At 68.4% G+C, this 13,500-nt stretch carries 12 protein-coding genes; 10 read left to right on the forward strand and 2 right to left on the reverse strand.

From position 1 onward, the window contains the following. Positions 1-5: 5 nt before the first annotated feature. Genes ACZ5FU_RS09450 through ACZ5FU_RS09485 form a run of 8 tightly spaced genes read left to right on the forward strand, consistent with a single transcriptional unit; the run spans position 6 to position 8,684 of the window. The gene (locus ACZ5FU_RS09450) at positions 6-1,313 is read left to right on the forward strand and encodes a glycosyltransferase family 4 protein (RefSeq protein ID WP_469045152.1); all 1,308 of its coding nucleotides are present in this window, start codon (positions 6-8) and stop codon (positions 1,311-1,313) included. After that, a complete protein-coding gene (locus tag ACZ5FU_RS09455; protein WP_469045153.1) occupies positions 1,310-2,308 on the forward strand; it encodes a D-2-hydroxyacid dehydrogenase in 999 nt (332 codons plus the stop codon). Before ACZ5FU_RS09450 ends, ACZ5FU_RS09455 begins: the two co-directional genes overlap by 4 nt. 3 nt (positions 2,309-2,311) lie before the next feature. Next, on the forward strand, positions 2,312-3,421 hold the full coding sequence (locus ACZ5FU_RS09460) for a radical SAM protein (protein ID WP_469045154.1): 1,110 nt from the start codon (positions 2,312-2,314) through the stop codon (positions 3,419-3,421). After that, positions 3,421-4,560, forward strand: a complete 1,140-nt coding sequence (locus ACZ5FU_RS09465) for a hypothetical protein (RefSeq protein ID WP_469045155.1) — start codon at positions 3,421-3,423, stop codon at positions 4,558-4,560. Before ACZ5FU_RS09460 ends, ACZ5FU_RS09465 begins: the two co-directional genes overlap by 1 nt. After that, positions 4,557-5,348, forward strand: coding sequence for a radical SAM protein (locus tag ACZ5FU_RS09470; RefSeq protein ID WP_469045156.1), 792 nt, complete (start codon positions 4,557-4,559; stop codon positions 5,346-5,348). The genes ACZ5FU_RS09465 and ACZ5FU_RS09470 overlap by 4 nt, the downstream gene beginning before the upstream one ends. A 17-nt stretch (positions 5,349-5,365) precedes the next feature. Beyond that, positions 5,366-7,081, forward strand: coding sequence for a carbamoyltransferase family protein (locus ACZ5FU_RS09475; RefSeq protein WP_469045157.1), 1,716 nt, complete (start codon positions 5,366-5,368; stop codon positions 7,079-7,081). Positions 7,082-7,086: 5 nt separating this feature from the next. Beyond that, positions 7,087-7,701: an HD domain-containing protein gene (locus ACZ5FU_RS09480; protein ID WP_469045158.1), complete on the forward strand. Its 615-nt coding sequence runs from the start codon at positions 7,087-7,089 to the stop codon at positions 7,699-7,701. Further along, entirely contained in the window at positions 7,698-8,684 is a 987-nt protein-coding gene (locus ACZ5FU_RS09485; RefSeq protein WP_469045159.1) for a glycosyltransferase, read from the forward strand. Before ACZ5FU_RS09480 ends, ACZ5FU_RS09485 begins: the two co-directional genes overlap by 4 nt. A gap of 7 nt (positions 8,685-8,691) precedes the next feature. Here the strand turns inward: ACZ5FU_RS09485 and gltX are convergent, their stop codons facing one another. Together gltX and ACZ5FU_RS09495 are read right to left on the reverse strand one after the other, a co-directional pair. Continuing rightward, positions 8,692-10,065 carry a glutamate--tRNA ligase gene (gene gltX / locus ACZ5FU_RS09490; RefSeq protein ID WP_469045160.1) on the reverse strand — a complete coding sequence of 458 codons (1,374 nt, stop codon included), beginning with the start codon at positions 10,063-10,065 and terminating at the stop codon, positions 8,692-8,694. Between the two features lie 132 nt (positions 10,066-10,197). Next, positions 10,198-10,902, reverse strand: coding sequence for a restriction endonuclease (locus ACZ5FU_RS09495; RefSeq protein WP_469045161.1), 705 nt, complete (start codon positions 10,900-10,902; stop codon positions 10,198-10,200). Positions 10,903-11,083: 181 nt separating this feature from the next. Between ACZ5FU_RS09495 and ACZ5FU_RS09500 the strand changes: the two genes are divergently transcribed. Together ACZ5FU_RS09500 and ACZ5FU_RS09505 are read left to right on the forward strand one after the other, a co-directional pair. After that, complete coding sequence (locus ACZ5FU_RS09500) at positions 11,084-11,599, forward strand: creatininase family protein (RefSeq protein ID WP_469045162.1); 516 nt, start codon at positions 11,084-11,086, stop codon at positions 11,597-11,599. A gap of 271 nt (positions 11,600-11,870) precedes the next feature. Beyond that, entirely contained in the window at positions 11,871-13,430 is a 1,560-nt protein-coding gene (locus ACZ5FU_RS09505) for an Eco57I restriction-modification methylase domain-containing protein (RefSeq protein WP_367560020.1), read from the forward strand. Positions 13,431-13,500 lie beyond the last annotated feature (70 nt).

Consider the following 13,500-nt stretch of genomic DNA (forward strand, 5'->3'; position numbering starts at 1 on the left):
ACACAGTGCGCATCGACCATGCGACTTCCCCACCCTCGCTCACGGCTGTGCCGGAGGCCGCTCGCCAGCGGGTCGCCGTCGCTCTCCACGAGGGCTTCTACGGCGCGGAGTCGGGCACCGGCTTCAGCAACCGCGCCTTCCTCACGGCACTGGCCCGGCTCCTACCGACAGGCCGCCTCTCAGTGATCACGCCGCACGTGCCCGAAACCGCGGGTGCACATGATCAGCGGTGGGTCGGCGAGGTACGGCAGATGCTGCGACAGGCCGCGGCCGAGGTCGTCACGATTCCGAAGGTCAACGCGCCGCCGGACTCGGTCCGCGGCTCGGTTCAGCTGTGCGACCTGGCGGGCGAGGCGGCCATACGCATCGCCGCGCGGGCGAGCCGGTGCCTCCTCGTCGGCCTCGACATCCCGTTCCTCGGGCTCGCGCCCTACACGTCGCCGACCACGGACCTGCTGCTCGTGCCCCGCTCCACCACCGCGCTGACGCGGCCCAAGGACGTCTCGCGCGTCCGCTGGGAGCGGGATGCCCTGCGAGCGGCGACACTCCGAGGTGCGCGCGTCGGGGCCATCTCCTCCCACATGCGAGGCCACCTCGTCGTCAACTACGCCGTCCCTCGGTCGAGCATCGTGAGCATCCCGAACGGACTGATCCGTGAGGAGATGGTCAGGCCGGCCACGGCTCTGCCGCTGCCTTTCAAGGCCCGCGCCGGATTCCTTCTCGCCATGGGCCGCGCAGTCCCGACGAAAGGCTTCGAAGACCTCCTGGAGGCGTTGCGCCTGCTGAAGGAACGCGGGGTTCCCGTTCCTCACCTGCTGCTGGCTGCCGTGACCTCGGAGGAACACAAGCACCCCTCCTCGTACCAGCAGGACCTGGCGGCACACATCCGGGCGCACGATCTGGACGCGACTCTGATCACTCGCTTCACCCCCGCGATCCGTGCCTGGTTGCACAGCCCGGCCCTGCGCGTGGTCATCGTTCCCTCTCGCGAGGAGCCCTTCGGCCGGATACCCCTGGAGGCGTTCGCAGCCGGTGCGGGCCCGGTGGTCGCGACCACGGCCGGCGGCCTGGCTCAGACCGTCATCGACGGCGAGACCGGCTTCACGGCCGCACCGCAGGACCCCAGATCCCTGGCATCCGCCCTGCACCGGGCCCTGACCGTCCTGCCCCGAGAACGCGATCGACTCCGGAGCGCCGGGGCGGCCCTGGTGCGCTCCCGCCACGACTACGAGGCCAGCGTCGGTTCCGTCATGGACCGCATCGCCCCTTGGGCGCTGGCGCGGTCAGCCACCGTGGAGGGCGGCGCGCGATGAACCAGCCGGTGGTGCTGATCAGCCTGGAGTCCCCGCACTCCTTCTGGCGGCTATCCTCCGATCACGAGCGTGCGCTGTCCGCCGCCTTCCCCGGCATTGCGTTCCGCAGGGCGACCGAGGAGACCGTGCCGCACCAGCTGGCCGACGCACACGTCTACTTCGGGTGGCGATTCGCGCCCTCGTGGCTGTTCGCCGCGCCGCATCTGAAGTGGATCGCTTCCCCGGCCGCCGGCACCGACCATCTGCCCGTCGCCGAGGCGCACTCCGTCGGGGTGGCCCTGACCCGCTCGTACGGCTTCCACGGCAGGCCCATGGCCGAGCATGCAATGGGCCTGGTCCTGGGTTTCTCCCGCGGGTTGTTCATCAGCCAGCGCGTCCAGCGGAACCGTGCCTGGTGGAAGGACGACCTGGCCGAGGAGTTCTTCGACCTGGCGGGGGCGACGATGACCATCGTCGGCTGCGGCAGCGTCGGACGCCACCTCGCCCAGACCGCTCGGGCCTTCGGCATGAACGTCCTCGGAGTGCGCCGGACACCACCTGCCGCTTCCGAGGGCGGGATCACGTGGGTGCACACGACGGCGGTGCACCAGGCGGTGTCCGTCGCCGACGTCGTGGTCAATCTGCTGCCCGCGACCCCTGGCACGCACCGCTACTTCGACCGCGCCCTCTTCTCGGCGTGCAAGCCCCACTCTCTCTTCCTCAACCTCGGCCGCGCGGCAACCCTGGACCAGTCGGCCCTCCTGGCCTCCCTCGACACCGGCCACCTGCGCGGCGCGGCCCTGGACGTGTTCGATCCGAGACCGCTGCCCGCCCGCCATCCGCTGCGGCTCCACCCCCGGGTCGTACTCACCCCGAAAAGCTCGGTTTTCTGCCGCGCGTACATGGACGAGGCGGTGGCGTTCTTCGCCGACAACCTGCACCGCTACCTCTCGGGCCAACCCCTCAACGGCCTGGCCGAGACGCCCGCCATCCGCTCTCCGCTCGTAGGAGGTTGACCAATGCCCACCGCAGACCACGACGACCTGGCCGCCGCCTTCGCCGCTGCAGGCCGCAACCACCCCTACCTGGCCTTCACCCTGAACTCGCTGTGCAACCTGGACTGCGTGTTCTGCAAGCCCCGGTGCATGCCGGACTACGGGCACAAGGACCGGCCTCTGACCGCCTCCGACTACGCGGCCATCGGCACCGAGGCCGGGGCCTGGGAAATCAGGAAGGCACACTGCTCCGGCGGTGAACCGACCCTCCGAGCCGACATCCTCGACGTCATCGCGGGCCTCGCCGACGGCCTCGGGCCCGACGCCGCGATCGGCATGACCAGCCACGGCAACCTGCGCCGGGGGCTGAGCGTCGAACAGCTTCACCACGCCGGCCTGACCTACCTCAACCTCAGCCTCCACAGCCTCGACCCGGCGCGGTCCGCCGCGATCATGGGCGGCGGCGACCCACGCACCACCCGGAGCACCCTCGACGCCGCCCTCTCCCTCGGCCTGCGAGTGAAGATCAACTGCGTTCTTCAGCGCACCTACCTGGACGACGCCTTCGCCGTGGCCGAACTCGCCCGCGACCTGCCCGTCGCCGTCCGCCTGATCGAACTCCAGAACATCGGCCCCGCCCAGGCGCTCTTCGACACCGAGTTCATCACCGAGGCAGAGGTCCGCGACCGTCTCCACGAGTGGTTCGCGAACGCCGGCGAAGTCCCCCGGGACCAGCTGGGCGTCCGCAGCCCCGGGCAGTACCTCCGTCCCGACGGCTGGGCAGGGTCGATCGGCTTCATCTCCAACTCCAGCTGCGCCACCTGCTCCGACGCCAACCGAATCAAGATCACGCCCACCGGAGTGGCGCGACCCTGCATCCTGCACAACCGCGACATCCCCCTGAAGCCCCACCTCGCCGACGGCACACTCGGCGACGCCTTCGCCCACCTCTTCCAGGCCATGCTCGACCGCAACACCAACGACGCCTGGCAAGGCTTCCACTACGTCGACTACGACCTGCGCTGGGACCGTATGGAGCGCCCCGAAGGCACTCCGGTCCTGCCCCTGCTCCCAGTCCTGTCCACGAGAGCGGCCGGCTCCTCCTGCGCCCGCGCCTCCACCGGGGAGCGGTGATGGTCGTGGTCGACGCGCCGCCTCTCTACCAGGAGCTCGGCGCTCTGTACGAACGCAAGCTGGATGCTCACGACGTCGGGGCCGTGATGCTCACCCACAAGTGGCAGCCGGCCGACCTGCTGGCTCCGCACTCCGACATCGACGTACGCGTCCTCCTTCCCCAGGCCCCCACCGACTGGGAAGAGTGGAACCACCGCCTGGCCGCCGCACACACCGCCGCGGTCGGCCGGGAAGTCTTCCATCGACGTCTTCTGGAGCACCCGCCCGGCTTCGCGTTCACCGTGACCGAGGCGGACGGGCGGCTCGTGTCCGCGCCCGAACTCGCGACCTGGTCACTGATCAGCGGCAGCGCGCGGGACTTCCAACGCTGGAAGTCCCGGGCTCAGATGGCGCCCTGGTGCGAGGTCGATGAGCGGTTCTACCGGGGGATCCTCCAGGCCAGGATGGGCGGCCGATACCAGCTGGCCGCGGACAGCACGGACAACGTGGTCGAGGACATCGCCGCTTACCGGCGCCACTGCGTGGCATGGCACTACCTCGCCCCTTGCTGGTTCGCCGCCGCCGCACTCGCGACCCGGACCCGCTGCCCCGGAAAGACGGCGGCCCTCACCCAGTGGCGGCCGGAGGGACTGGACGGATATGCCGAGCTGTTCCTCCAGCACTCAGAGAACCGCTCCGATATCCGACCACGGGGTCCGCGCCACCTGCTCCGCGCGGCCCATGTAGCTCTGGAGGCGGCCATGCGCCGCGTTCCTGACGGGGCCCGCCCAGGCGGCCAGGGGCATGAGCACGCTCGTACTGGCTGGGTGATGACGGCCGGCATGCTCCGTGTACGCGTCGCCCGCTGGCTGTACTACCTCGATCCGCCGCCCGGCGTGGCGACCGAGTACCTGATCCGGCGGGAGGCGAAGGAACTCCGCTCCGCCGCGCAAACGCTGACCGTGCTCGCGGCAGACGAGGCGACTGCCGCCCAGCGGCTGGCCACCCGGATGGCGGCGCTGATTCCCACTGGGCCCACCACCGCCGACACCCTGCGCGCGACCCTCGCGCGCTGGCACCAGCAGAAGACCACCGTCCAGGACTTCCTCAGCTTCACCCCCGACGACGTCCACCTCTGCCCCAAGGAGTCTCGCCAATGACCCCGCGTGCGCCGGTGCCCCGCACCCTCAAAACGGCCAAGGTCAAGATCACCACGAAGTGCAACCGGCACTGCGACTTCTGCATCTTCGCCGACGGCGCCCAGGGCGAGAACATGTCCCTGGACCTGTTCTCCACCATCCTGACCCGGTTGGAGACCATCCCCTTCCAGCAGCTGCACATCAACGGCGGCGAACCCACCGTGCACCGGGACTTCCCGGCGCTCAGCGACGCCGCGCGCAAGCGGCTGCCGGACAAAGTCATGGTCCTGGGCACGAACGCCATCACCCTGGCCCGCAACAAGTCGATCATGGACGCGACCCTCCGCTCCTACGACCAGATCCTCATCGGCTGCGACGACGAACACGGGAACTACGACGAGGTGCACGCCGTCGTGCCCCGCCTCCGCGAAGTCGGCAAGACCGTGGTCGTCAACAGCGTCCTGGAAGGCATCAGTTCCACCCGGCTCACGCAGCTCGGGACGCTGTGTGAGAAGTACGGCGCCATCCACGTCACCAACCACGTGCACCACGTCGACGTGGGCCAGCCGGCGAACGAGCTGCGCGGCCTCTGCGACCGCTACCTCGACCAGCACCTGATGATCGAGATGGACGGGTCCTGCTACCGCTGCTTCAACGCCATGGCGAAGGACGACAGCGAGTTCAGCATCTGGGACGAGGACTTCGCGGCCAAGGTGTTCGCGCCGCGCGCCCACCACTTCCGGTTCTGCCTGCGCTGCCACGAGTACACCGACTCCGGCGCCGCACTCGTCCCCGCCCTCACCGTCTGACCGGGAGGTACACCACCATGCCCGCAGTCCTCGGACTGAACTTCCACCACGACACGGCCGCCGCGTTAGTCGTAGACGGCCGCCTCTACGCAGCCGAAGAGGAGCGCTGGAGCGGCGTCAAGCACAACCACCCCACCCGCAAAGGCACGCTCACGGCCCCGACCCGCGCGCTCCAGTGGTGCCTGGAGGCCGCCGGCCTCGAACCGGAGGACGTGGACGCCGTCTGGGCCGCCTCCATGCGTCCCAACCCCGCGGCCGGCTGGTGGCTGGCCGAGGAGCGGGAGGAACTCGCCGCCCTCCTGCCCGCGCCGCTCGGCGAACACCTCCGCCTCCTCTCCCACCACACGGCCCACGTGCTCTCTGGCCATCTCCTCTCCGGGCACGAGCACGCCGCGGGCCTCGTCATCGACGCCGGCGGCTCCTCCCTGGGATCCGACTTCGGCCCGGGCCGGGAGCGCATCACGGGGTACGACCTGTGGCCTGATCGGATCGACCGCCTCTACCAGGGCATGCCGACCGTCGTGCCGGGCCCGGTGGGGCCTCGGCGCGTCCACTCCTCCCTCGGGCACTTCTACCGGAACCTCGCCCAGAGGGTGATCCCACCCGGCGACGAGCCCGAGGGCAGCATGATGGCGCTCGCGGCCTTCGGCGATCCCCAGCGCTACGGAGCACACGTCCGCAAACTGGTCCGGCTCGGAGACGAGGGCGAGGTCCGCATCGATCATCCGTGGGGTTCTGCGGACAGCAGCACACCGTTGCTGCTCGATGGCCGGGCTTGGACCACCGACAACGTCGCGGAACAGCCGGAACACAAGCGTGCCGACCTGGCCGCCGCCGTCCAGGAGGTCTTCGCCGAATCGGTCGTCCACATCGCCCGCCACCTGCAACGACTCACTCGGACATCAGCGTTGGTGTTCTCGGGCGGATGCGCCCTGAACTCCCACCTCAACGGCCAGCTGGCCGCCGACAGCGGCTTCGACACCCTCTTCGTCGCGCCCGCCCCGCACGACGCTGGCACAGCCGTGGGCGCCGCGCTCTACGGCTGGCACTACCAGCTCGGGCAGGAACGCCTGCAGGTACCGACCGACGCGGCCTGGGGTCCCGATCCGGGCGCGCTGCCGACGACAACGGTGCCGACCGGCTACCACCCCTTGCCCCACCTCGGGCCCGGACTGGCGCCCACAGTGGCGGCACTTCTCGCCGAGCACCGCATCGTCGGCTGGGTGCAGGGACAGCTCGAATTCGGGCCGCGTGCCCTCGGCCATCGCTCGATCCTCGCCCACCCCGGTCGCGCCGCAACGAGGGACCGGCTCAACGCGATCAAGAAGCGAGCCGCGTACCGCCCGTTCGCGCCCGCCGTCCTCGCGGAGCACGCCACGGAATGGTTCATGTCGGCGGGCGACCCTTTCATGAACCGTGTCGCCACCGTCCGCCGGTGCCGAGCCGACCGCGTCGCGGGGGTCACCCACCACGACGGCACCGCCCGCGTCCAGTCCGTCGCCGCCGACCACCAGGGCCTGCGCGATCTCCTTGAGCAGTTCCACGACCTCACCGGACTGCCGCTGCTGCTGAACACATCCTTCAACCGCAAAGGCGCCCCGATCCTGCGGACCGCTGAGCAAGCCGTGGCGGCGGCGGTGGACCTACGCCTCGACGCCCTCGCCGTCGGGGACACCCTGCTGCTCGCCGACCACGTCCCCGAACCCCGTGCCGCGTCCCTTCGTACGAGGTGAGGCGGATGGACCCCATCGATCTCGACCACGTCCTGACCGTGCTCGGTGCCGCAGCGTGGAGCCCGGACGAGCAGTCCCGCGCCCGCGTGACCGTCGGCCTCGCTCTCACGGTCTACGACGGCCACACCCGCGACCAGGGCACGCCATACCTGGAGCACCCGCTGGCCGTCGTCAGGCTCTTGCGAACGGAGATCGGCGTCCGGCGCCCGGTGACCCTCCTCCTCGCCCTCCTCCATGACGCCTTGGAGGTGGCCCCTGAGTCGGAGGCACTACTCGTCCACCACCTCGGCGGCCCGTTCACCGCCCGCCTGCGTGCCATGACGGCCGACCACCGACTCGAACAGCGCCCCAAGTCCGTCGGCGACGAGACCCGCTGGCGCGCCAAGCAGGCCGTGCTCCCGCCCGAGGACCTCCTCGTCCGGCTCGCCGACCGCCTGCACAACCTGCGCGACCTCGCCGCGTCCCCGAACCTTGACCGGCGCCGACGGTTCCTCCAGACCCTGGGCGATTTCCACCTCCCCCTCGCCGACGCCGCCCGCGGCCTCGGCCCGCATCTGGAGACCATGCACGCGCGCCTGCACGCCGAGTACGTCCACCACGTACAGGAGGTACGTCCGTGAAACGGGTCGTCTACTCGATGGAGCCGGTCGGCCGGACCGGCGGCCGGGTCTACCTGCGGATGCTCCACGAGGTGACGGCCGGCGACGTGGAATGGCGCACCGTCCCGGACCACAAGCGGACCTACCGGGTCCGCCGCTGGCGCAAGCTCCGCCACCTCGCCCGCCTGGCCCCTCCCATACGGGCCCTGCACGGCACCACCGGCATCTTTGTATGGGACGACCTGAGCCTGCTGCTGTTCACGCCCGAGATGCGCGCCCGCACGGTGTTCCTCCTGCACCACTACGAGCCGTTGCAACATGACTCCGCCCCCATCGAGGCCATGCTCTGGGAACGGCTGTTCCGCGTCCTGCCGCAGTGCGCCGCCGTCGTGTGCGTCGCCCCGTACTGGGCCGACCACCTACGCGCCCGCGGCGTCCGCAACGTACGGGTGATCTACAACGCCTTCGACATGACCGAGATCGAGCAGGCACGCGGCTACGACCGGGCCGAGTGCCGCGCCGAGTTCGGCCTGCCGCCCGACGTGATCGGCGTCTACGCGGGCAAGGCCGTGCACTGGAAGGGAACCGAGGAGGTCTCGGCAGCCCTGGCCAGCGTTCCCGGCCTGCGGGTGATCACCAGCGGCAGCAACACCATCGGCCTCGACAGCGCGCACTACGACGTCGAGCGGGAGCGGTACCTGCGTCTGCTGCGCGCCTGTGACGTCGGCGTCTTCCTCCCACGGATGCGGGAGGGCTGGAGCCGCTGCGCCGCCGAGGCTTTACTCCTCGGCCTGCCCTGCCTCATCCGCCCGGTGGCCGGCCTGGGCGACCTCGCCGCATTGGCTGGCCAGCCGACCCCTGACCTCCGCCGCCTCCCGGCACAGGTCCGGGAGCGTGCGGTGGCACGCCACACCGAGGCCAAGGCGGGGTACGAGGCCCTGGCCCGGTTCGACCTGAACTACTTCGGCGACGCCTGGGGCAATCTCCTGGCGCAGATCGCCTGAGCAGCGGCTAAGCCTGCGCGGCCAGCTTCTTGCTGGCGACGTCCAGACGGGCGAGCACGCGGTCCCGGCCGAGCAGCTCCATGGACTCGAACAGCGGGAGTCCGATCGTCCGGCCGGTGACCGCGACCCGGATGGGCGCCTGGGCCTTGCCCAGCTTCAGCCCGTGCTTCTCGCCGACGGCGAGGAGAACGGCCTTCAGGTCGTCCGCCTTCCAGTCCGCGACACCGGCCAGCTCGGCGCGGGCGTCCGACAGGATGTCGCCGGCGCCTGCCTTCATCGCCTTATTCCACGACGCCTCGTCCTCGACCGGCTCGTCGAGGAACAGGAAGTCCACATAGCTGGTGATCTCGGAAAGCAGCGCCAGCCGGGTCTGGGCCAGGGAAGCCGCAGCCTCGAAGACGTCCTTGTCGAACGCCTCCGGCCGCCACGGCGCGTAGGGGGCGACGAGCCACGGCGCGCAGGCGGCGGCGAACTGCTCCGGTGACAGGGCGCGAATGTACTCGCCGTTGAACGCCGTCAACTTCTTCACGTCGAAGAAGGCCGGCGCGGTGTTGACGTCCTCGATCCGGAAGAGCTGCTCCAGCTCCTCGTACGGCCTGATCTCCTGGTCGTCGCCCGGGCCCCAGCCGAGCAGCATGAGGTAGTTCACCATCGCCTCGGGCAGGAAGCCCTCGGCGAGGTAGTCCTCCAGCGCCACCTTGTCGCGGCGCTTGGACAGCTTCTGCCGCTTCTCGTTCACAATCACCGGCAGATGCGCCCACACGGGCGGCTTGGCACCGAGCGCCTCCCACAGCAGCTGCTGCTTCGGCGTGTTCGACAGGTGCTCTTCGCCTCGGATGACCTGCGTGATTCCCTCGTCCAGGTCGTCCACGACGTTGGCGATCAGAAAGACCGGGGACCCGTCGCCACGGGCGATCACGAAGTCCTCGATCGCGCTGTTCGGGAACGCCGGCTCCCCGCGGACCAGGTCGACCACGACGGTCTCACCCTCGTCCGGCGTCCGGAACCGCAGCGCCCGCCCCTCCTCGAAGGCCAGCCCCCGGTCCCGGCAGAACCCGTCGTACCCGAGGTGCTCCGACCCCGTGCGCTCCTTCAGCTGCTCCCGGGTGCAGTCGCAGTAGTACGCCCGGCCGGCCGCGAAGAGCTGCTGAGCCGCTTCCCGGTGCCGGTCGGCGTTGTGCGACTGGAAGTACGGCCCCTCGAAGGCCGGGTCCTCGGCATGGATGCCGATCGCCGCGAGCGCGCTGATGATGCCCTCGGTCCACTCCGGCTTGTTCCGGGCCGCGTCGGTGTCCTCGATCCTCAGGACGAACCTGCCGCCGGACTGTCGCGCCACCGCCCAGTTGTAGAGAGCGGACCGCGCGCCACCGACATGGAACATGCCGGTCGGGGACGGGGCGAAACGAACGCGAACCGGGGCAGTAGACATGCACCCCAGAGTACCGACGCCGGACACTCGCACCGGACCATTCCACCTACCCTCGCACCAACGCTTTCCGGCCGTCCTCGCCCCCTACTCGTACGTCTCCTTCCACCGCTTCCGGTGCCGCCAGTCCCCTTGTCCCAGGCCATTCACCGCGCCAAGCGACAGCAGCGAGGCACCGTTGTTCCACAGCCCGAGGTGATCTCGATGGACAGCGAGGATGTCGTTCTCCGTGGCGAACTTCTCAGCCGGCCCGCTGAAGTACGTGGTGGCCACGAAGATCGCCACGTCGGCCTTGAAGTGCACCCTCGCACCGAGCAGGTCCCGCACCTCCCGGCTGGGGATCTTGCTCTTCGGCGTGTACCGCTTGCACTGGATCACCATGCTCCGCCCATCGGGAAGGACCCCCAAGACGTCAGCCCCGTTGTCATGCGAGCCACCGACCCTCCGCACGTCGGTGCACCCATCGCGTTGGCACAGGTCTACGACGAAGTCCTCGAACTCCGTCCCCGTCATCGCGTCGACCTCGGCGAGCGTCCGCTGCCCTGCCCTCACGGCCTCGTCATGCCGCCACTGCTGATCACCGCCCCGGATGAACCGATCGGTGCGCCACAACCACAACCCACCGCTGGCGACCCCACCCAGAACGAGGCCACCGACGAGATAGGGCCAGACCTCGCTCCAGAAGGCCACCAAGAGGACGACACTCACGCCTCCGGCGATGACGCCGCCGTGGAGCCGCTGCTCTCGACGCCTCCGAGCCGCTGTTCCTCGCCGCTTCCGTGCTGCTGCCATGGCGCCCCTCCCTCGTCCAGTGCAGCAGTCTTGGGAAGGGGGAGGCGTCCAAATAGGGCGCAGTTCGGCCAATGGCTGGTCTCGTTGCATGGACACCCAACCAGTGGAGGCCGATAGAGCGCCGACCGGTACCCGACACAATCGGATCGGTACCCGTACCGGGCCGCCAAGGGGGAACACCGTGCGCCTGCTGCCGACCGCTACAAGCACCGATGTCCAGGAGCAGCAGCCTCGCGTAACAGTGCTACCAATCGGCTTCTTCGAGCAGCACGGCAAATACCTGCCGCTGATCACTGACACTGCGATCACATGCGTCCTAGCCCAGGAGATCGCCGCCGCCTACCCTGTCCGCCTCCTCCCACCCATCACCATCTCGTGCAGCCACGAGCACGCAGCGTTCCCCGGCACCGTCAGCATCAGCGCCAAGACCCTGCACCCCGTGATCGACAACATCCGCGCCTCACTCGCCCGCACCGGCATACACAAGCTGGTGATCATCAACGGCCATGGCGGGAACTACGTCCTGTCGAACGTAGTCCAGGAAGCCAACGTCGGCGGCCCGTCAGTCTCCTCTTCCCCCTCGGCCTCGACTGGGGCCGTGCTCGCGAGCACGGCGGCCTGGTCTCTGATCGGCACGCGGACATGCACGTCAGCGAGGTCGAGACCTCGATCCTGCTCCATGCTGCCCTGGAGCTGATCCGCGACGACTACACCGAGGCGGACAACGGCGGCGGATCACGCCCCCTTCTCCTCGTCCATCAGAGAGGGCTTACACCGTATCCGGAGATATTGGCTTTCCGTCCATCGCTACCCCGGCCAAGGGAAAGGCCGTGCTCGCAAGTCTGACCGATAGCTCCGCTCTCCACTTTGCCGCCCTCGGCGAGCAGCCGTGATTCCGGTAAAAGCGATCACGCGAAGGGTTTTCCACAGGCTCATCGGATCCGGTGCGACCTGGCTACGCTGTGCCCATGGCAACAGAGGTAGCAGCAGCGGAAACGGATCTTGTGACCCGCACGGAAGCGAGGAGGCAGGAGTCATCTTCGGCTCTTGACCCCAAGGAGCGTGCGAAGCGCGGTCAGTACTTCACTCCTGCCCCCGCTGCGGACTTCATTGCCTCGCTCGCGAGGCTGGACGGTGCAGCCCCGATTCGGCTCCTCGACCCCGGTGCCGGGGCGGGGTCTCTGACCGCCTCGGTCGTCTCGCGCATCCTCCGGGAGCAGCCTCAGGCTCAGATCAACGTGACCGTTTGCGAGAACGATCCACAGCTTCACGAGACCCTCTCCGTAACGTTGGAAGACTGCGCGAGCACGGCCCGAGCGGCCGGCGGAAGCGTCGAGACCACCCTGGTGAAGGACGACTTCATCACCTGGGCGACCGAGGATGCAGGGCTGTTCGGTGAGGATCGGGGTCCGTTCGACCTCGTAGTCATGAACCCCCCGTACAAGAAGCTGGCCGCCAACTCACGTGAGCGGAGGGCAGTCGCTGCGGCCTGCACAGAGACCTCGAACCTCTATTCGGCATTCATGGCACTGGGGATCCGTCTCCTCGCTCCAAGCGGCCAGCTCGTCGCCATCACACCCCGAAGCTTTGCGAATGGCCCTTACTTCCGGCCGTTCCGTAAGTATCTTCTGGACCGCATGCACATTGACCGCGTGCACCTATTTGAATCGCGAAACAAGGTATTCGCCGATACAGACGTACTCCAGGAGAACGTGATCTTCTCGGCAACACGTACCGACAAGCCTGACCGAGGCCCTATCGTCGTTTCCTCAAGCCACAGCTACGGCGGCGAAATCCGTAGCCGCTCGGTGGAATACAGCGACATGGTGCATCCAGAAGATGGCGAGCACTTCATCCACATCAGCGCAGACGAAGAAGACGCGCAGCTCGCGGCTACTCACGCCAACCTTCCCGCCACCCTCACACAAATCGGCTGTCAGGTTTCGACTGGGCGCGTGGTGGACTTTCGATCCAAGGAGCACCTACGAGCCGATCCAGAGAAGGGAGCGGTTCCCCTCATCTACCCGCTTCACATGCGTAACGGCGGAATCCATTGGCCCGTACCGGGAGCCAAAAAAAACAATGCGATCATGCTCACCCCAGACACCGAAAAGATGACTTTCCCGTCTGGTTATTACGTCGTAGTGAAGCGGCTCTCCTCTAAGGAGGAGAAGCGCCGTGTGGTCGCTACCGTTTTCGATCCCGAAGTGACACCACACTCACGGATTGGATTCGAGAACCACGTAAACGTGTTCCACAGGGCGGGGGCCGGACTCCCCCGGGACGTCGCACGCGGTCTCTGCTTCTGGCTCAACTCCACCCTGCTAGACCGGCTCATTCGTCGATTCAGCGGCCACACACAGGTGAACGCGACCGACCTACGGAACCTCCGCTACCCAAGCGAAGCTCAGCTGCAGGCCATTGGTGGCGAGTGGATAGAGGATGGGTGGCCCGATCAAGAGAAGCTCGACGATCTCGTCGAACGTCACCTAGAGCTGGATGAGACCGCCTCGTCCGGCGAAGCGTAACGTCCGCGAGCACGGCCACAGAATGGCTGATTAAGGTCGGGCATGGCGGAATCTTGCCGCCCCTCAAGAT

This window comes from Streptomyces sp. NPDC031554, assembly GCF_055580685.1.